Annotated in this window: 17 protein-coding genes and 1 riboswitch; of the genes, 7 read left to right on the forward strand and 10 right to left on the reverse strand. The window is 48.7% G+C overall.

The window, feature by feature from the left end; translation table 11 throughout:
* Positions 1-20: 20 nt before the first annotated feature.
* From ASL11_RS05925 to ASL11_RS05940, 4 genes are all read right to left on the reverse strand, one after another.
* Positions 21-818 (reverse strand): energy-coupling factor transporter transmembrane component T family protein, encoded by a 798-nt coding sequence (locus ASL11_RS05925; RefSeq protein WP_056610993.1) that lies wholly within the window; start codon positions 816-818, stop codon positions 21-23.
* Positions 809-2,308 (reverse strand): ABC transporter ATP-binding protein, encoded by a 1,500-nt coding sequence (locus ASL11_RS05930; protein ID WP_056610997.1) that lies wholly within the window; start codon positions 2,306-2,308, stop codon positions 809-811. Before ASL11_RS05930 ends, ASL11_RS05925 begins: the two co-directional genes overlap by 10 nt.
* 4 nt (positions 2,309-2,312) lie before the next feature.
* The gene (locus ASL11_RS05935) at positions 2,313-2,909 is read right to left on the reverse strand and encodes an ECF transporter S component (protein ID WP_056611000.1); all 597 of its coding nucleotides are present in this window, start codon (positions 2,907-2,909) and stop codon (positions 2,313-2,315) included.
* A gap of 139 nt (positions 2,910-3,048) precedes the next feature.
* Positions 3,049-3,158: riboswitch (TPP riboswitch) on the reverse strand.
* A gap of 74 nt (positions 3,159-3,232) precedes the next feature.
* Positions 3,233-4,675, reverse strand: a complete 1,443-nt coding sequence (locus tag ASL11_RS05940) for a methyl-accepting chemotaxis protein (RefSeq protein WP_056611004.1) — start codon at positions 4,673-4,675, stop codon at positions 3,233-3,235.
* A gap of 200 nt (positions 4,676-4,875) precedes the next feature.
* Here ASL11_RS05940 and ASL11_RS05945 point away from each other — a divergent pair, with 200 nt between their 5' ends.
* The gene (locus ASL11_RS05945) at positions 4,876-5,592 is read left to right on the forward strand and encodes a DUF3105 domain-containing protein (protein WP_056611008.1); all 717 of its coding nucleotides are present in this window, start codon (positions 4,876-4,878) and stop codon (positions 5,590-5,592) included.
* Here ASL11_RS05945 and ASL11_RS05950 read toward each other — a convergent pair whose 3' ends face one another.
* Positions 5,593-6,375, reverse strand: a complete 783-nt coding sequence (locus ASL11_RS05950; RefSeq protein ID WP_056611010.1) for a helix-turn-helix transcriptional regulator — start codon at positions 6,373-6,375, stop codon at positions 5,593-5,595.
* Between the two features lie 125 nt (positions 6,376-6,500).
* Here ASL11_RS05950 and pyk point away from each other — a divergent pair, with 125 nt between their 5' ends.
* Both pyk and uvsE read left to right on the forward strand, forming a co-directional pair.
* On the forward strand, positions 6,501-7,913 hold the full coding sequence (pyk, locus tag ASL11_RS05955) for a pyruvate kinase (protein WP_056611013.1): 1,413 nt from the start codon (positions 6,501-6,503) through the stop codon (positions 7,911-7,913).
* A 465-nt stretch (positions 7,914-8,378) separates the two neighbouring features.
* Positions 8,379-9,326 carry a UV DNA damage repair endonuclease UvsE gene (gene uvsE / locus ASL11_RS05960; RefSeq protein ID WP_056611016.1) on the forward strand — a complete coding sequence of 316 codons (948 nt, stop codon included), beginning with the start codon at positions 8,379-8,381 and terminating at the stop codon, positions 9,324-9,326.
* 53 nt (positions 9,327-9,379) lie between these two features.
* On the opposite strand, the gene ASL11_RS05965 is transcribed toward uvsE, so the two are convergent.
* On the reverse strand, positions 9,380-10,234 hold the full coding sequence (locus tag ASL11_RS05965; RefSeq protein ID WP_056611019.1) for a YihY/virulence factor BrkB family protein: 855 nt from the start codon (positions 10,232-10,234) through the stop codon (positions 9,380-9,382).
* 89 nt (positions 10,235-10,323) lie between these two features.
* On the opposite strand from ASL11_RS05965, the gene ASL11_RS05970 reads away from it, so the two are divergent.
* A complete protein-coding gene (locus tag ASL11_RS05970) occupies positions 10,324-12,705 on the forward strand; it encodes a UvrD-helicase domain-containing protein (protein ID WP_056611022.1) in 2,382 nt (793 codons plus the stop codon).
* A 294-nt stretch (positions 12,706-12,999) separates the two neighbouring features.
* Here ASL11_RS05970 and tpx read toward each other — a convergent pair whose 3' ends face one another.
* Genes tpx through trxB form a run of 3 tightly spaced genes read right to left on the reverse strand, consistent with a single transcriptional unit; the run spans position 13,000 to position 14,865 of the window.
* Entirely contained in the window at positions 13,000-13,530 is a 531-nt protein-coding gene (tpx, locus tag ASL11_RS05975; protein ID WP_056611024.1) for a thiol peroxidase, read from the reverse strand.
* A gap of 59 nt (positions 13,531-13,589) precedes the next feature.
* Positions 13,590-13,901, reverse strand: coding sequence for a thioredoxin (trxA, locus tag ASL11_RS05980; protein ID WP_056611026.1), 312 nt, complete (start codon positions 13,899-13,901; stop codon positions 13,590-13,592).
* On the reverse strand, positions 13,891-14,865 hold the full coding sequence (gene trxB / locus ASL11_RS05985) for a thioredoxin-disulfide reductase (RefSeq protein ID WP_056611028.1): 975 nt from the start codon (positions 14,863-14,865) through the stop codon (positions 13,891-13,893). The genes trxA and trxB overlap by 11 nt, the downstream gene beginning before the upstream one ends.
* A 268-nt stretch (positions 14,866-15,133) precedes the next feature.
* Here trxB and ASL11_RS05990 point away from each other — a divergent pair, with 268 nt between their 5' ends.
* Complete coding sequence (locus ASL11_RS05990; RefSeq protein WP_056611031.1) at positions 15,134-16,045, forward strand: peptidylprolyl isomerase; 912 nt, start codon at positions 15,134-15,136, stop codon at positions 16,043-16,045.
* A 404-nt stretch (positions 16,046-16,449) separates the two neighbouring features.
* On the opposite strand, the gene pdaA is transcribed toward ASL11_RS05990, so the two are convergent.
* Positions 16,450-17,220 carry a delta-lactam-biosynthetic de-N-acetylase gene (gene pdaA / locus ASL11_RS05995; protein ID WP_056611035.1) on the reverse strand — a complete coding sequence of 257 codons (771 nt, stop codon included), beginning with the start codon at positions 17,218-17,220 and terminating at the stop codon, positions 16,450-16,452.
* Positions 17,221-17,432: 212 nt separating this feature from the next.
* Between pdaA and ASL11_RS06000 the strand changes: the two genes are divergently transcribed.
* A complete protein-coding gene (locus tag ASL11_RS06000; protein ID WP_056611039.1) occupies positions 17,433-17,726 on the forward strand; it encodes a hypothetical protein in 294 nt (97 codons plus the stop codon).
* A gap of 116 nt (positions 17,727-17,842) precedes the next feature.
* Positions 17,843-18,646, forward strand: a complete 804-nt coding sequence (locus tag ASL11_RS06005) for a helix-turn-helix transcriptional regulator (protein WP_056611043.1) — start codon at positions 17,843-17,845, stop codon at positions 18,644-18,646.
* Positions 18,647-18,682: the final 36 nt, after the last annotated feature.

Raw genomic sequence — 18,682 nt, forward strand, 5'->3', positions numbered from 1 at the left:
GAGTTGGGTTGCTCTTCTTTTTAGCGCACATCTACACTGTTTAGTAGCGGCCACGTAACCGCGAGCCAATAGGATGCTGCGATGAGCACGACCCAGTAGAGGCTGTAATATACATCCAATACCGAGTAGGAAGATACATAATAATATGTGCGTTTACGACTCATGGAAAAACGCTTCGCTTCCATCGCCACCGCCGTCCGATGGGCACGGCGAATGCTTTGAGCCAGCAGCGGAATGGCAATCATCCGCATCGTGGTGTACCACGATGTCAGCGGATTCCGCTGCTTACGCTTGCCCCTAACCTTGAGCGCATAGCGAAGCGTCTGCAACTCTTCGAGGATGACAGGCAGCATGCGCAGCGCTGCCAGGAAGCTGTACGCATACTTCGGCGCGACCTTCCACTGCTGCATCATCGCGTAAAACAACGCGACAGGCCGTGTGGTCAAGCTGAACAGCAAGCCAACGGAGGCAACTTGGACGCCGCGTAAGCCAAGATGGATCCCGCGGTAGAAGCTTTCCTCGGTAATTCGAATAATCCCGAGATGAAACCATTCGGTCTCTCCGATACCGAACATCATCATCCCTGCTGTGGAGGACACGAAAATTAACAGAAATGGCGACGCATATAGCAACAATCTCTTCGTCGGATGTCCTGATAATAGTGCTAGTGGTAACAAAGCGCCAATTGTCAGGAACAGCATCATGTTGAGATTATGAGTGAAAACAACCACGATGAATAGCAGTATCGACAAGATAAGCTTCACACCTGGATTAACCCGATGCAGCCACGTTTCACGAAAGGGGAACGTTATTTGCATACGAGCGGCTCACCTCCTGGGACAACATGGACACTGGGTGCTTGCGCGACTTCCGTCACGCGCCCAGCCTCGACCTGCCAGACGCGCGTTGCCCAGCGCTGGACGATCTCGTGATCGTGCGTCACCATCACGATCACAGTCCCGCTGGCGCGCAGCCGCTCCAGCTGCTCAAGCATGCGCAGCGTGCCGCGCGCATCGAGCCCGAAGGTGGGCTCATCCAGCAGCAGGATGCGTGGCCCGCGAACCATCGTGGACGCCACGCTGAGCCTGCGCTTCTGGCCCAGCGAGAGCTGGAACGGGTGCCGCTTGCGCAGCGTGAGCAGGTCGTATTCCCGGAGCAGCAGCTCTGCCGCTGCCCACTGCCCGTTCTTCGGCTGACCCTCTGGCAAGCCATAGGTCAGCTCTTCCTCCACGGAGTTCGTGACGAACTGGAACTCCGGGTTCTGGAACACAAAGCCGACTCGCTCCGCAAGGTGCTCGACTTTGTTGCCCTTCACGCCCGCGATCAGACAGCTTCCGCGGGTTGGGATGAGCCGCATGATCGCTAGGAGAAGCGAGCTTTTGCCTGCACCGTTGGCACCGACAACGGTGATCCAATCACCTGGATAGACGCTAAAGTTATCCACAGAGGTCCTGATCTGCCCGCCGCGAACACCGACGAAATCTTGGAAGACCATGACGGGTGGCATCGGCGCCACATTGGTGGGCTGCATGTTCCCTTGGTCCTCTCCCTTCACATTCGCAAGCGGATTCTCCTTGGCGTAATCCTCCCACACCTCGGGATACCAGATCCCGTATTCCCTCATTTGCTCTTTGTAAGCCTCAAACATGGCAAGCGGCGGTCCATCGGCCAACACCTTACCTTCCGGTGTCAGAATGATCAATCGATCGAGCAAATCCAGCATGCCGCTAATTTTGTGCTCAACGATGAGGAGAGTTTTGTCCCCGCTAATGGCTCGAATCGTGTCCCAAACCTGCTTCGTGCCCTCATCATCCAACAGCGCCGTGGGCTCATCGAGAAAGAGCACTTCTGGCTCAAGCGCCAGCACACTTGCAATCGCTAGCCGCTGCTTCATCCCTTGGGACAGCGTACTAATCAACGTATGCGCATCAGGCACATGCAACCCAACCAAATCCAAATAATGCCGAATTCGCGCAGGCATATCTTCCCGCGGCACTTCCTGATTTTCCAACACGAACGCGATCTCTTCGTCGATATATGGCATACAGAACTGTGTATCCGGATCTTGAAACACATACCCCCACCGGCTAGGCCTTCGAATCTCATCTGCTTTGAGCGGAAGCTCAATCATGTCCGGGACAATTCCGCTCAGTACCTGAAGCAGGGTCGATTTGCCACAGCCGCTAGGTCCCAACAGCAGTACCTTCTCACCTCGCTCGATGGAAAAGGAAACCCCCTGAAAGATCAGGGGGGCGTCATCGCCGGGATATTTTAACCGCAGATTTGTAACGCTCATTCCTTCGCTCATCTCGTTACCCCAATACGTCGTAATCTTTTTTGGAAACAGGACGAATCAGATTCAGTACACCCGTGCGGGATAAGGCACCCGTCAAATAATAGGCGAATACACCCGCAATCAAAGCACTGCCCAGTAATCTTAAACCAATGAATAATATATAATTCCAGAATGCCAGCTGATCGATATAGCCATAGTACGTATCCACAAAGATGGACATGATGGCGGAAGCGAAGGCAGCAAGAATCGTTACTCCCACATTGGTGCGACGATAGCGGAAAGCCGCGAACACCAGCTCAGCACCAAGCCCTTGCAATAATCCAAAGACGAGCGTCGATACGCCCCAATGACCGCCATACAAGGCCTCAACCGTTGCAGCCGCCACCTCAGCCAACAGGGCAACACCTGGTTTGCGGATTACTAGGAACGCGAAAGTTGCCGCCATGAACCACATACCATAACTCAGCTGCTCTGCATGTAAGCCTAGCGGCTTCATGAGATCATAAATCGGTCCCCAAATTCGATAAATCACACCAAACACGGCTGAAATGACAATGGTGATCAAAATATCTGTCAGCTTCAACCCTTTTTTGCTTGCTTCCTTTTGCGCCATCTGCTTCTCGACTCCTTTTTCCTAATCATATTTGTCAATGAGATAGGCGAACACGCCAACCTTGGATACATGGTCTCTTTTGCCCCTTAAGAACAAAAAAAGCCTACCGGAATACCGGCAGGCTTGAACATTTGTGCATAAAAAAAGCACATCAGGTCTCTACGCTGGCATTATCCAGATCAGATTAACGGTCAGTGGCATAGGGCCACTATCTCAGCCTGACTTCATCAAGCACCCGTGTTGCTATTCATTTGGCTTAACTGTAGCGGATTAGCCGCTCTTTGGCAATCCTTTTTTTCCCAAAGGGTCGCGTTGGATGTTTATTACTCGATCAGATGCTTCAGATCCTGTGTCAATCCGTTTAATTGACGGATGCTGTCTACGATATTCTGCACCCGATGCTGCTGTACTTCCGCGCTAGCTAGCACTTCTTGAACGGATGCTGCAGACTCCTCGGTAATCGCTGCAACGGACGTCATCTCTTCCGCTACCCGCTGCGATGAGATCTGCAATTGTTGATTCATACGTTGCAAGTGCGACGCCTGCTCCATCACTTCCGCTGTATTCGTGTTGATGACCTCGAACAATTGATTAACGCTATCTGTCGATTTCTTACCGGACTCTACGGCAGTAATGCCAACGGCAACCTTCTCTACGGCCGTCACAACTTTGGCCTGAATGGAACCAAGAATTTCCGAAATATCCGTCGATGCGATGTGTGCGTTCTGCGCCAGCTTCCGAATTTCGTTTGCTACAACGGAGAACCCTTTCCCGTGCTCACCTGCACGAGCAGCTTCGATCGAAGCATTCAGCGACAATAGATTCGTCTGGTTCGCAATTTCTGCGATCGTGGAAACGATATTCCCAATCTTCACATTTTCTTCATTCACTTCATTCATGATGTCAGAGGTCTCAGTGACGATGACGGTGATATCCTTGATTTTGAGCGACAAATCTTCCATCTGGGTCTTGCCTTCGTTCGTCATTCTCGCTGTATCCCGTGATCTGCTGCTCATCGTATTCGATGCCGCAGTGGTCTGCTCCACAGTCTCATTCACATTCTGAATAGCGGATGTAATATCGTTAATGCTGGACGCTTGTGATTCAATACCAATCGTAATCTCCTGAAAAGCAGCAACGACTTCCTCCGTAATTCTACCTGTTACTGCAGCATTCTCTTGCAGGTTTCCACTCGATGTACCCAGTACCTCTGTCGTATTACGAACACCTGACAGCACTTCATCCGTTTTGATCTTTGCGATCTCCGATTCCTTCGCACTTCTGGCAACATTCGTTAACATTCTCCTACCAATCTGACTTTGACCGATGAGTGTCATGATCGTGAGCAGATAAAAGGCATTAACCCCAATCGGATCCACATGTGGAGTAAGCGTCGTTATGTAAACATTCATATTAATCAGCCCTAGTACACCATTGAGCACGAGCGGCTTGTAGTCCATGTATAAAGAAATGAGCGCTAAGCTTAAGTACAAAATAAATAAACCAAACAAAGAGGCACTATGTGACATGAAAAAATAAGAAATCGCACTAAGCCCAACCGCAATTACATACTTCGTATACGGAATAGCAATCTTCTTCCAAGTTAAAATCGTGCATACAATGGCAATCGGTACGCCGACCGAAGAAAGGGTTATCATCATAGATGCAGATGTATACGCAGCCGCGACTCCAAGTGCAAGACACGCCCATAAAAGCTTAACCATTAAGCTATTCCTTCTGTTTAATTCGAGCAGTTGATCCGTCATCGTGACTCCCCCTAAATAACTTTCTACATAATCAGACATTTCTCTACAGCATTCAACAAGTAGCGCTCCAAACCCTCTATTTTCCATGCCAAAATCAGGATAACATTAGAAGTTGACTTCCACCCCTTAGAAAAACTACAATTTGTAGTGTCCTCATTATTTTTCAACAAAGAAACTTATTCAGGGTGGATGATTCCACGATGCAGAAAGGGATTGAAATGATGACCATATTGCTCTATATCGGACTAGCTCTATTCATTGCAGCTATCATTGGTTATGTACTCGCAGCAAGAATAAACAAAGACAACACCTCACGGTTGAAAAAGGCTGAAAAGCAAGCCCTGAAAAAGAAACATAAAACATGGCTCCTTCTCTCACATGCCCTGCTCATTATCGCTCTCGGCAGTGTTGGTACTTCACTCATTCAAAGCTCCGCAGGCAAATACAGCCTAGATAAGCTTAATTTCCATGCCAACATTCAGGTCACAACCGATAAGGATTACGGACGCGATCACAAAGATGGCACCCTGATGTATGAGATGAAAATCCCTACTTCAGGTACGCATAGCCCTCATGATTTGAAATTCGGTTTCTACAAGGAGAGACCTGGGTACGAGATGCTTGTCCACAACTTGGAGCACGGCGATATTATCATCCATTACCATCCCGATGCACCGAAGGAGCTGAAAGATCGACTTGACTACTTGACCCACTTCAAGACAGCTGGTGCTGGTGTTCTCGCAGTTCCGAATGTGGATGTTCCTGCTGATCAAGAGGTCGTGGTTACGGCTTGGACGAAAACAATGTCGCTTGCCAAATTCGATGAAGCTAGTGTCGGCACATTCATTCACGACTATATCAACAAAGGTCCTGAACAAATTCCTGCTAACATACGACTTGGCGGCGGAACGATGTAATTATTTGCGAATGGTTTCACGATCTGAAACTAGTTCAGTTGGTACTAATCCTGTCATTCTTCGGAATACGCGATAGAAATAAGACGGATCATTATAGCCAATAAACTCGGCGATTTCGGTGACGGTCAGGGCGGAATGGCGCAGCATGTAGACGGCTGTTTTGATCCTCGTGACGTGAACGAATTCACTGATCGTTTGACCCGTAACTTGACGAAATAGCGAAGCTGCATAATTCGGCGAACGGCTGATGCAGGTGCCCAACTCGTCCTTGGTGACATGCTCGCGATAATGATTCTGGATATAGCCCTTCATTTGCTCCACGAGAAGTGCGGTTGCCGAGGATGTGGCTGCCTGATCCCACTCCCGCTGGAGATACACAAACAGCTCTTGCAGGTGCGCATCACATAGCGCCATGTAATAGGGCTGTTTGTCTTGCCAGCCGCGATGAATCAAGCGCAGTCGATCTGCGATGATGTCGAATTTGCCGGTTAGACGTGTCGTGTGAGATGACTGTTGGAGCAGTGGAAAGATGCCCTGTGCTGCTTGTGCATCAAATTGCAGCACAAATTTCTCATGAATTTTCGTTGGCACACTACGGCCATAGAAGGGAGTTTCGCTCGGGATAAGCAGCCATTGCCCTTTCTCTAGCACTTGTTTCTTCTCATTGATCCAGTACACACAGCGGCCGTAGATCACGAATATAAGCGTCCAATCCGGATGCTTAATGGGCTGTTCCTCGTTCCATGTACTGCTTTTATCATAATGAAAGCCAGTTAGTTGCATAGGAGTCTCGCCTCTTTTTATCATACTATATTACATATATCATACTATAGTTCATAGAAAATCGCATGCATAAGGCATATAATGAAGCCAACTAATCTCTTACATTCGAAAGGAAGTCCTTCATAATGCGTAAAACGAAAATCATTTGTACGATGGGTCCTGCGTGCGATTCCGTCTCCACCCTGAAAGAATTAATTGGCGCCGGCATGAGCGTCGCGCGTTTAAATATGGCACATGGCGATTTGGATGAGCACCGCGGTCGTATTCAGCGTGTACGCCAAGCTGCGCAAGAAATGGGTGTTATTATCCCAATCCTTATGGATATCAAAGGCCCCGAAATCCGCATCGGTCAATTGAAAGATGCTTCCTATGACTTGCAAACGGGCGATCGCATCGTCTTAACGACTGAACAAATTATCGGCGACTCCAGCCGCGTATCCGTGAACTACCCAGGCTTGCCGCAGGATGTGAAGCCGGGCAATCTTGTATTGATCGACGACGGCTCTATCGAGCTGCGTGTTGAAATGATCGATGGCACAGAAGTGACTTGCAGCGTCTTGAACCCTGCTCAGTTGAAGCAGCGCAAAGGTGTTAACTTACCAGGTGTACGCACATCCTTGCCGGGTGTGACGGAGCGTGATGTCATGCACATCAAATTTGGCGTTGAGGAAAATATTTCGATCGTCGCAATGTCCTTCGTTCGGAACGGAAACGATGTTCGTGAGGTTCGCGCCCTTCTAGAGCAGTATGGCGCAGGATTGACACCGATCATCTCGAAAATCGAGAACGAAGAAGGCATGACGAACTTCGCTGGCATCCTGGAAGCTTCCGACGGTATCATGGTTGCCCGTGGTGACCTTGGGGTTGAAATTCCGACTGAAGAAGTTCCAATTGCACAAAAAGATATGATTCGCGCTTGTAACCTCGCTGGTAAGCCAGTTATCACAGCTACGCAAATGCTGGATTCCATGCAGCGTAACCCGCGTCCGACTCGCGCTGAAGTGAGTGACGTAGCCAATGCCGTGCTTGACGGCAGTGACGTTGTGATGCTCTCCGGTGAGACAGCCGCTGGTAAATATCCGATCGAGTCCGTGACGATGATGGCGACCATTGCTGAGCGCGTCGAGCAAACCATGGTGCGCAGCTCCTTGGTTGACGCACAGCTGCAATCCAACAACGAGATCACCGAAGTGTTGTGCCAAGCGGTTGTATCCTCCGCGAACAAGCTGCATGCTGCGGCGATTCTAACACCGACAGAGACAGGCTTCACGGCGCGGATGATCGCAAAATACCGCCCAGAAGCACCAATCATCGCGGTAACGAACAGCCAACACGCGATTAGCCAATTGAGCATGGTGCAGGGTGTCATCCCTGTTCTTGGCGAGTTCTGCGAATCGACGGATGCAATGATTCGCTCCGCGATCAACCAAGCTGAGACGCTTGGTTATGTGAAGAAAGGCGACCTCACTGTCGTCTCCGCCGGTATTCCGGTTGGGAAGTCCGGTACGACCAACCTATTGAAGGTTGAGCGCGTTTAGGGGTATCATACCAAACCACCGCAATTAACTGATTCCTTGCTGTAACCACCGCTACCCAGACGCCTCACGGAACGATTAGATGGAAAACCTCCATCTAATTTCTGTGATAACGGCTGGCGAAGCGAAATAACAGGAAAAACTCCCGTTAATTCCGAGGAATTGCGAGGAAATCGGCGAAACATCGAGAAATAGATGGACTTTTTCCATTTAACCGCAATTTTCGGCGCAATATCAGTCAATTAGCTGTACTTTTTACAGTTAAACTGCCTGCGTAGCGCAGACCATTAATCCTCCCCTCCACCCTTGTCCTGTGGAGTGGGAGGATTTTTAGATTGTACCTGTCCTGTGGAGTAGGAGGTTGTTTGTGTCCCCCTGCCACCAAGATGAAAATTTGTGAGAAAGCGAGCTAGAAAAAGGGGTACACTAGAGTAACATTAACTTTCGAGCAACGGAGGACGCACGCACGTGATTATTCGACTTGGATTCGTTTCTACTGCAATGGCGATTTTCAACAACACACCTAGCTCGACATTCACGTATAAGCTATTCTCAGAGCGACCGCGCGATGAGGCCATGCAGCGTGCCATTGAAATTGGCCGCAAAAACCTCCAAGCTACGCAACGAATTCTCTATTATAATGCCGCTCACGGCATTCGTTTGTTTCGACTATCGTCCGCACTAATCCCCTTGGCGACACATCCCGATGTGCAGATTGATGTTGCCGGAGAATATGCAGACGAGCTTCGCAAGCTCGGTGACTTCGCAAAGGCGCACGATATCAGGCTCAGCATGCATCCCAATCAATTCACGCTGCTCAACGGAAACGATAAGGTCGTTGCTGCGGCGATCGAGGATTTGAATTATCATGCTGCTATTCTGGATGGCATGGAGCTGGACGAGGCCGCGATCATTAACATCCATGTCGGCGGTGTTTATGGCGATAAGGAGGCTGCGACGCAGAAGCTTTTCGACAATGCGCCGAAGGTGCCCGAGTCTGCGATGCGGCGGCTGACGTTTGAGAACGATGACAAAACGTACACGCTCGAAGAAACACTCGCCGTGAGCCAGAAGCTACAGCGGCCATGCATGTTGGATTTGCACCACGACTGGTGCAATCCGTCAGCAGTTTCCCCCATCGAGCTACTCCCCCAGATTGCCCAGACATGGGGAGAACTGCCGATGAAGATCCACGTTTCCTCGCCCAAGAGCGAGAAGGAATTTCGCTCCCACGCGGATTACATCGAGCCAGAGATGCTTACGGCTTTTCTCAAAAGCTGCAAAGAGATCGATCTCCCCCGCATCGACGTCATGATTGAAGCGAAGGTGAAGGATTTGGCTCTGTTCCGACTTGCGGAACAGCTTGGCAAAATCCGCGGTGTTAAGCGGTTGGAGGGTGGGGTGCTGAGCTGGTGAGTTCGCAGACCGACCTAAACAGGATTACACAAAAAGAACCGATTCTGATGTTCTCAGAAACGGTTCTTTTCCGTCGTATCAAGGGCTGCATTGGCCTTGTGTATATTTTTCACATGGCGTAAAGCGTTAATTTCTCCGCCGATAATAATAATGAGCGCTGAGATGTAGAACCAGGTCATCAACACGATGATCCCGCCAATACTGCCATACGTCGCGCTGTAGTTGGTGAAGCTGTTGACATAGAAGGAGAACGCCAACGACGTTCCTTGCCAACCGATGGCGGCGAATAAGGCGCCTGGCAGCACGCTTTTACACGTTAAACAGGTGTTGGGTGCGATATAGTAAATGCCGATGAATACGGCAAAAATGATGACAAAGTTAATAATCCAGCGAAGATGATTCCACAGCTCAATATGGGCAGACGCCACGTGAACGTGCTCCGCCAACCAATCTCCAATCCAGTGACCGAACACGCTGAGCAGCAGCGCCGAAATGATCACGATTAACATACCTAACGTGAGCATGATAGCTAAAAAGCGAGAGTGAATGAAGCTTTTACGTGCGGGCAATCCGTACGCTTTGTTGACTGCTCGGACAATGGCGTTCATCGCCGCGCTGGCACTCACTAAGGCTAAGATTAATCCGAAGGAGAGTGTGCCGCCTCTTTTGACATTGAGTAGATTACTGAGCGTTTCTTCGAGCCACCCCGCCACAGCACCCGGAATATACTCCCGAATCAAACCGATGACATCGTCAGAGGAGAACGGCAAGTAGCCGAGTAAACTCATCACGAACAGCAGCAATGGAAAAAGGGAAAGCAGAAAATAGTAAGCGCACTGCGCGGCCAGCCCGGTAGCATCGTGTTCATTGAACTGCCCCCACAACAATTTCGCGTAAGATTTAACCATACGTCTATTTTTCCTTTCTTACGGCCATATTTGTGGTAGAATAGGTGGTTCAGTCTTGCAAGTAACAATGTTATGAAACAGGTGGTCACATGAATTCCATTCCTATGTATACAACGCCGTTAGGCTTTAAACCAACCACAGAGCGACCAATCCCACATGCCCAAATGGCGCTTCTTACCAATAGCACCAAGCTCGTACCCGATAGCGATTCGGATAGTTACTTCTTCCGCGATTTGGAGGAGCACGGTATTCTGCTCAATGAAGCTCAAATCAAGGCAGTCCGACATTTTAAAGGTCCGCTGCTCACGTTAGCTGGCGCAGGTTCCGGAAAGACGACGGTGTTGGTATGCCGTGTCGCTTACTTGCTCCGCGTCCATCAGGTACAGCCTGCGAATCTGCTGCTTATTACGTTTTCTAAGAAAGCTGCCGAAGAAATGCGCGAACGTCTCACAACGCTGCCAGGTTTGCATGCGAGTATGGCTAATGTGATGCAGGTGCGGACGTTTCATGCTTTTTGCCTGCGACTTCTACGAATGAACGGGCTGCAGCAAGAAATTCTAAGTGATGGCCGCTTTCAGCAAATTGTATTCAAGCGGATCATGCTGAGTATGGGCTTGCAGGATACATATCAGCCTGAGGTGCTTATTTCCCTGCTTTCCTCCTATAAGATGCAGCTCATGGAGGTTGAAGATCTCCCCGAAGGCACGGAAGAAGAACAGGAAGTTAAGAAGATTTTCTTACAGTATGAACAATGGAAAATGGAGCAACAGAAGATTGATTTCGATGATATTTTGATCAAAGCGTACCAGCTGCTCCTCCACAATGCTGAAATTTTGCGCTCCATGCAGCGGAAATTCACATACATCAGCGTCGATGAATTCCAAGATACGAATACGGTTCAGTATGAAATTATTAAAATGATTGCGGCAGCTCATCAGAATCTGATGGTTGTCGGTGACGATGACCAGACGATATATTCGTTTAATGGGGCCAGAAATGAATTTATTTTGCAATTTCATGAGCAGTACCCTACGGCAACAACCGTTACGTTGGATATCAACTATCGGTCTACCTCAAGTATTGTTGGCTTAGGCAATGCGATCATTAAGCATAACGTGCAGCGTAAATCCAAAACACTACTAGCTACTAAAGAAAGTACCCAAAAACCCCATTATGTGAAACCAGCGAATAGTGATGACGAGGCGGATTGGTTAATCGACGATATTCGGCTTAAAGTCGCTGAGGGTGGCAGCCAGTATGGGGATTTCGCGATTCTGTATCGAACAGCGAGCAACAGTCGGGCTATTATTGAGCAACTCATTCTGCATAACCTCCCTTTCGTGGATTATGGCACCAATGATTCGTTCTACGAGCAGTGGATGGTTAAGCCGATTATTGACCATTTACGGATTGCCCATGAGCGTCGGAATTTCGAAGCCATCGAAGGGGTCCTCCCCTCATTATATATTGGACGAGACCAAGGCATGCGTATTATTCAAGATCAAGAAGCGATTCAGGCGAAAAAGTGGCCTTTAATCCATCTGCTGGGGCTCCCACAGTTAAAGGAATTTCAGAAAGAAAAGCTGAAAGCCCGCATTCGTTTGATCAAATCTCTCGTGGAGATGACGCCACTCGCAGCCATTCAGGCGATTCGCAAGGATTTCTACGATACGTTCCTGGAGACGAATAAGCGCAGCAAGCTTACACAACATCGTGAAATGCTGAAGGAAACGCTGGATGAGCTCGAATCCTCCGCCAAGAGGTTCAATACGGTCGAGCAGTTCCTTTATTTTATCCATGAAGTGGCCGAAAAACGCACGGAAATGCGGATGCAAAGCAAAGAACAATTCGCGGATAAAATCTCGCTGATGACGATTCATAAATCGAAGGGTCTCGAGTTCCCGATCGTGTACCTGCTCTGTGCGATTGAAGGCAATATGCCGCATTCCTCGGCACTCGATGCAAGCCATTTGGACGATGTCAAAATGGCAGGCGTAGCGGGGCGCGACAAGGGAACCGCCGCGCTCGAGGAAGAACGGCGACTGGCTTATGTCGCCGTGACAAGGGCCAAAGGCGAGCTGCTGATCAGCTCGCCGGCGTTCTACCGCGGGAAGAAGGCGGAGCCTTCCCGCTTCTTGCTGTCCGCGTTCCCTGGCGCGGACGCAGGCGTTGTAACCAGCCGCAGCAAGCCGGCTGGCGGGTTTACGGCCGCTGGCGGAGCGGCGGCCGGTCGTTCTGCAGTCGCTGGCGTAGCCGCGACTGGCGGCCGGTCAGCCACCGGCAGAGCCGTGGCTGGGGCTGCTGCGACCGCGACCGAGCGGGTCGCGGCGTGGTTGTGTGGCGCGGCCGGCTGCAAGGCCTGGTCGCGGATCTCTTCGCCGCAGGAGGCACGACTGGCGGCGAAAGCATGCCCGCTCTGCGGCGCGGGCATGGTCAAGGGCAGCCGCGAGATCGCGCTGGCACGGCGGTAGCTCTCTTATCATCTTCCTCTTTCGACTCGGATGTTGTAGAAACTGCAACAACATCCTTGGATTTGTGTCATTTCCGGCTAAATGTTGTATCGCATACAACATAGTTCTTGGATTTGTGCCATTACCGGCAAAATCGAGCATTAATGTTGTAAGGCTTACAACATTACCCTGCTACATGAACCTTCAAACTATAAAATGTTGTACAACCTACAACATTCTCTCTTCATACCAAAGAGCAGCCATCCCATAAGGATGACTGCTCTTTCTTTCATCTCGATATTTCACATCGACATTTTACACTAACGTTTTTAACGCCTCCAAAGCCGCCTCATAATCCGGATGGTGACTCATTTCAGTCAAATACTCCACATAGCGAACCGTGTCATTCGCATCCACGATGAAGATCGCACGCTGATCCAACTGGATCTCTTTGATAAGCACGCCGTATGCTTGGCCGAACGAACGATTTTTGTAGTCGGACAATGTGACGACTTTATCAATACCAGCAGCACCGCAGAAACGGCTTTGTGCAAAAGGCAGATCCACCGAAATCGTCAGAATGACGACGTCGTCACCAAGTTTGTCGGCTTCCACATTGAATCGGCGCGTCTGGGCGTCACAAGTCCCTGTATCGACGGAGGGCACAACGGAAATGAGCTTCACTTTGCCCGCATAATCCGCCAGACTGACTTCGGTCATTAGATCCTTATTCACTTTAAAATCCGGCGCTTGATCTCCGACTTTGATTTCTGGTCCTAGTAAAGTGATTGGGTTGCCTCCAAGCGTGGCGATACCTGTGCGTTCTTGTAGGTTTGTCTGTGTCATATCGTAATCCTCCTAAGGGTTATGTGAATGGTTTGTTTTTCAAGGTGTTTCAGTTTGGCTTAAACCGCTGCAATAACAGCTTTCAACTTCTCTTTGCTCTGCAACCCAACCAACTGATCGACCACTTGCCCATCTTTGAAAACAAGTAAGGTCGGGATGCTCATCACGTTGTACTTGGCAGCCGATTCTGGGTTATCATCGACGTTAATTTTAACGATTTTCGCAGCGTCACCGAGTTCAGCCGAGAGTTCGTCTAGGATCGGAGCGATCATTTTACAAGGTCCGCACCATGGCGCCCAGAAATCGACGAGAACGGTACCGGTACCTGTTTCATTTTGAAAAGTAGCATCAGATATATGATTAACGGACATAGCTCATTCCTCCTTGAAGTTCTAGTTCTTGTTCCTGTGAAGCATGCTCAGAAATAAAACGTTCAGCATCAAGCGCGGCCATACAACCGCTACCTGCTGAAGTAATTGCTTGGCGGTAGATCCGATCTTGTACATCGCCGCAAGCGAACACCCCTGGGATCGACGTTTGGGACGTACCTGGAATCACTTGCAAGTAACCTAGCTCATCGGTTGGTAGCTGCCCACCTAAGAAACCGGTATTCGGCGTATGTCCGATCGCTAGAAAAATCCCATCCGCCTCCAATAACTCTTCTTCACCTGTAGCGTTATTGTGGACTTTCAGTCCTGTCACACCCATCGGTCCTGCCACCACTTCAAGTGGTGTACGATTCAAGCTCCAAGCTACTTTGCTATTGCCACGAGCGTGATCCTGCATGATTTTCGAAGCTTTGAGATCGTCTCTACGATGGACCACACGCACTTCGGAAGCGAATCGAGTTAAGAACTGTGCCTCCTCCATTGCTGTGTCACCGCCGCCGATAACGATGATTTTTTTATTCCGGAAGAAAAATCCGTCACACGTTGCGCAGGTACTTACTCCTTTGCCAATATTGTCAGCTTCGCCAGGTATCCCTAATTTCTTAGCTGTTGCACCTGTTGAAATAATCAGCGACTCCGCAGTCAATCGTCCGCCATCCTCGAGAAATAAGGTAAATGGACGTTTAGAGAAATCAACCTCCGTTACGCGTCCCGACTGAATCGTAGCCCCGAAGCGAAGCGCTTGTTTCCGCATATTGTCCATTAACTCAGGTCCTGTGATCCCATCTGGGAAACCTGGGAAATTGTCGACTTCTGTTGTTGTGGTCAGTTGGCCACCTGGCTGTATACCCTCTATAACAAGTGGTGAGATGTTCGCTCGTGCTAAGTAAATGGCTGCGGTTAGTCCCGCAGGTCCTGTACCGATAATGATCGCTTTGTGATGCATAGGAATTCCTCCTTTTATATTACCGTAGTGCTGATGTCGCGAATTAATATTGCGTACAATTAAATTTTCAACAAACCTTATGAGTGAATCATATCAAATCGCCATTAACTTTGTCAACAATTAAATTGCACACAATTAAATGACGCAGTCCGATTATGTATTAAGCTCGCATTCAGCTTCCACTCATACTTCCTTCAGCTTGGTCAGGCATAATGGGTTTCAGAACGAGAACGACTCCAACAGTCACATCACGAGAGGAAGTATATACATGAATTCAAAAAATAATCGCACTTGGATATGGACATCATCCGCCCTTTTGGTCATCTTGATCGCTTATGCTTCGGTTTTCCCACCCGTTTCTAAAAATAATGATGAGAAAGCTGTTGCCAAGGTCAATGGAGTTGAAATCAGCACGACGAAGCTGTATAACGCGTTGGTAGCAAGTGGCGGAGCACAAACGTTAGACTCGATGATCACGGAAGAGCTTATTAGCCAAGAGAGTAAGAAAGCGGGAATCCAGATCACGGATGCCGATGTGACGAACGAGATTCAAACGATTAAAGCTACGTATGGCTCTGAAGATGAATTCAACCAAGCGCTTGCCAACTACGGCATGACTCTGGACGATTTGAAGAAAAACATGCAATCACAAGTAACATTGAAAAAGATTTTGGAGCCACAAGTTACAGTCACTGACGATGAAATCAAAAAATATTATGATGAAAATTTAGAATCCTTAAAAGTACCTGCACAAGTGAAAGCTTCTCATATCTCTGTAGCGACGGAAGCTGAGGCCAATGCCATTATAGCGAAGTTGAAAAGCGGTGGGGATTTCGCCACACTTGCAAAGGAAAGTTCCACGGATGCAGCTACCAAGGATAAAGGCGGAGATCTAGGCTATGTCTCTGCAGGACAAGGAGATCCGGCGTTTGAAGCCGCGGCATTTGCTTTGGAAACAGGCGGTCTTAGCGCTGCGGTACAAACAGCAACAGGTTACGATGTTATTAAAGTAACGGATCATAAAGCTGCTTCAACACCAACGCTTGCAGACAAAACCGCTACAATTAAACAGTCGTTAGTCGATCAAAAAATCTCAACACTTTCCCAAACCTGGTTGGAACAAAAGAAATCCGAAGCAAAAATTGAAAATAATCTTGCCGATTTGACTAAGACAACCTAGTTCTGGCTGAAGTGAGGCGTATGTGAATTCGGGCGAGCGTCCGGTGGGACTGATGCTGTCGGGTGAATATAGCGGGAAACCGACCTGCGTCCTGTGCAGCGGATACCATCGGGCTGAAATAACTGTAAAATAGGTAGTTAATTTGAGGCATTTCCACTCGAAATACGATTTAGATGGAAAACCTCCAGTTATTTCTACCGGATTTCAGCTTATCCGGAAATATGACGCAATTTAGCTACATGAAATCCATCTATTTGGAAGATTCCGGCTATATCCACGGAAAATAACTGTATAAAATCCAGTTAATCGGTAGGGGGACACTTGGTGGGAGTGGCGCCCCTCACCCCCTACAAAACACCAAAAACCCCCTTAGCTACAACAGCTAAGGGGGTTTCTCTGTCCTATTACGGGGTGCGAAGCTTCATCTCGTCCAGGCTTTTGAACTGGTAGCCCTGCGCCCGCGCAGCGTCAATGATTTTACCTAGCGCTTCCGTATTGTCGCTGGATACCGAATGTAACAGAATCACAGCACCTGGATGAAGCTGGGCCATCACATTTTTATAGGCATACTCCCAGCCCTTCTGATGCTTGGGTTCCCAGTCACGATACGCAACGGACCAGAACACATTCGTGTAGTTCAGTCCTTGGCTAACAGCCAGTGAGCGGTCATTGAATATGCCCCGCGGCGCGCGCAGATAGTGCATTTCCTTTTGCCCCGTTACCGCGGCGACTTCGTCTTTCACTTGGTTCAGCTCTTTCTGAATGCGCTCCGCTGGAATCTGACTCATATCGGGATGGCTCCATGAATGGTTGCCAATCAGATGCCCCTCGGCTGCCATGCGCTTCAACAGCTCTGGTTCTGTCCGAATATAGTGGCCAGTCACGAAAAATATAGCCGGCACTTGTTTCTCTTTGAGCACATCCAGAATTCGACCTGTGTAGCCTTGTTCATACCCATTATCGAAGGTTAAGTACAATTCCTTTTGTGACTGATCGCCTGTAAAAACAGCGCCGCGCTGCTTCAAGAGGCCCTTGAATCCCTCTTCATCAATCGATGGCGGTTGGCCGTTGACACTCTTTTTGAAACCAAAATGATAGGTTCCATCCGCTGAGACCATGGTCATTTGCCCCGCCATAAGAGCTAGGGAAAATAGAAGAATGCGCAAGATTTTCATATGGATGTCATGCACTCCTTGCCTTGTGTGATGAGTTGTGGCGAGTTACTGCCAACAGGACCTGTTACTAATATGCCACACCACGGCAGGAGATTATGTGTAAGTCACCTCATTGAATCCCAACATTATATTTCGTCACATCCGAATTCTGTGATATCCCCCCATTCCACTTGGCTTTCATCTGAATACAATAGAGTACATGATCTGTAGGGGTGGAGATTCATATTCGTAGACGAGATCCTAAACCAATCAAAGAAGATTTGCTGCATGTCCTAAAGCTATCGTCCGAGGAAGACATTTATACAGCACAGGTTAACGGATTTTCATTAGCCGATATCGCCAAAGCTAACCAGGTTGATGTACAGAAGGTCATTGAACTCCAGTTAGCCGAGCTAACGGAGCAGCTGCAGTTGCGACTGTTTAATGGCAGCATCACACCTGAGCAATATCTAGCCCAGCGTGCTGAGTTACCGGAAATCATTAGTAAGAGTGTGTATGCGATGTAATCGCGCGTGGCATCCCAGTTGGGGTGCTTTTTTTGTCTTTGAAGGCTTGTTGCTGCCCTGCTTTTATGTCACTATGAGACTACGACCTACGCTGCTTAGAAAGGAGTTCATGTGCTGTGAATTTCCATCAAATGATCCCGCTTATTCCGCTAATTGATCATATTCAGGTGGCTTATTCCACCTTAGCCATTACAAGTTCACCTAGCAAATATCAACTTGTTATCGTCCGCCAAGGTCACCTCTCACTACACTTCGCTGGCCATGAACCCATCATTTGCTCGCAAGCGTATGCCTGTCATCCCGATCAAGGTGACTACACTATTCAAGTACCTAGAACGAAGATCGTCGATTACGTTATCATCACCTATACGATGCTACCTGAGGATCACAATTGGACTTTACAGGGGCACCTCACCACCTTAAGCGAAATCAAAATCCACTATATGCTCGATGAAATTATCCGGAGAACGCAGGACCATGATCCTTTGACTGTCTGGGAAGACACGACACATATCATGCGAATGAGAATGATGTTAGAGCGCATCCTATTTATCTATCTGCATGAATCCGATTTGACCCATGAGAAAAAGTCAGCTTCTGAATCGATCGAGGGTACGATCTCTTATATCAACGAGCATTACATGCTTGAGCTTACTTTGCCTATGCTAGCCCGTCGTGCGGGAATGAGCGTGGGGTATTTTACGGTTTTGTTTAAAAAGATGACGGGAACAACACTGATGAGCTACTTGTACGCCTTGCGTATTGAGAAAGCCAAGATCATGTTCCTGCAGACAGATCTGCTGGCCAAAGAGATTGCAAGCCGCGTTGGATTCATCGATTACTTCCATTTTAGCAAGGTATTTAAGAAAAAGACGGGTTTTACGCCCTCCGAATATATGACTAGCCATCCTAAAATCTAATATTGAGACATGTCTAATCTGCATATTGGACATGTT

The sequence above is a fragment of the Paenibacillus sp. Soil750 genome (assembly GCF_001428045.1).
In the GTDB taxonomy this organism is placed as follows: domain Bacteria; phylum Bacillota; class Bacilli; order Paenibacillales; family NBRC-103111; genus Paenibacillus_E; species Paenibacillus_E allorhizoplanae.

Bases quoted from the DNA above. Each gene is read 5' to 3' on its own strand.
- ASL11_RS05925 (WP_056610993.1), bottom strand. From the start codon at position 818: ATGCAAATAACGTTCCCCTTTCGTGAAACGTGGCTGCATCGGGTTAAT.
- ASL11_RS05930 (WP_056610997.1), bottom strand. From the start codon at position 2,308: ATGAGCGAAGGAATGAGCGTTACAAATCTGCGGTTAAAATATCCCGGC.
- ASL11_RS05935 (WP_056611000.1), bottom strand. From the start codon at position 2,909: ATGGCGCAAAAGGAAGCAAGCAAAAAAGGGTTGAAGCTGACAGATATT.
- ASL11_RS05940 (WP_056611004.1), bottom strand. From the start codon at position 4,675: ATGACGGATCAACTGCTCGAATTAAACAGAAGGAATAGCTTAATGGTT.
- ASL11_RS05945 (WP_056611008.1), top strand. From the start codon at position 4,876: ATGCAGAAAGGGATTGAAATGATGACCATATTGCTCTATATCGGACTA.
- ASL11_RS05950 (WP_056611010.1), bottom strand. From the start codon at position 6,375: ATGCAACTAACTGGCTTTCATTATGATAAAAGCAGTACATGGAACGAG.
- pyk (WP_056611013.1), top strand. From the start codon at position 6,501: ATGCGTAAAACGAAAATCATTTGTACGATGGGTCCTGCGTGCGATTCC.
- ASL11_RS05965 (WP_056611019.1), bottom strand. From the start codon at position 10,234: ATGGTTAAATCTTACGCGAAATTGTTGTGGGGGCAGTTCAATGAACAC.
- ASL11_RS05970 (WP_056611022.1), top strand. From the start codon at position 10,324: ATGAATTCCATTCCTATGTATACAACGCCGTTAGGCTTTAAACCAACC.
- tpx (WP_056611024.1), bottom strand. From the start codon at position 13,530: ATGACACAGACAAACCTACAAGAACGCACAGGTATCGCCACGCTTGGA.
- trxA (WP_056611026.1), bottom strand. From the start codon at position 13,901: ATGTCCGTTAATCATATATCTGATGCTACTTTTCAAAATGAAACAGGT.
- trxB (WP_056611028.1), bottom strand. From the start codon at position 14,865: ATGCATCACAAAGCGATCATTATCGGTACAGGACCTGCGGGACTAACC.
- ASL11_RS05990 (WP_056611031.1), top strand. From the start codon at position 15,134: ATGAATTCAAAAAATAATCGCACTTGGATATGGACATCATCCGCCCTT.
- pdaA (WP_056611035.1), bottom strand. From the start codon at position 17,220: ATGAAAATCTTGCGCATTCTTCTATTTTCCCTAGCTCTTATGGCGGGG.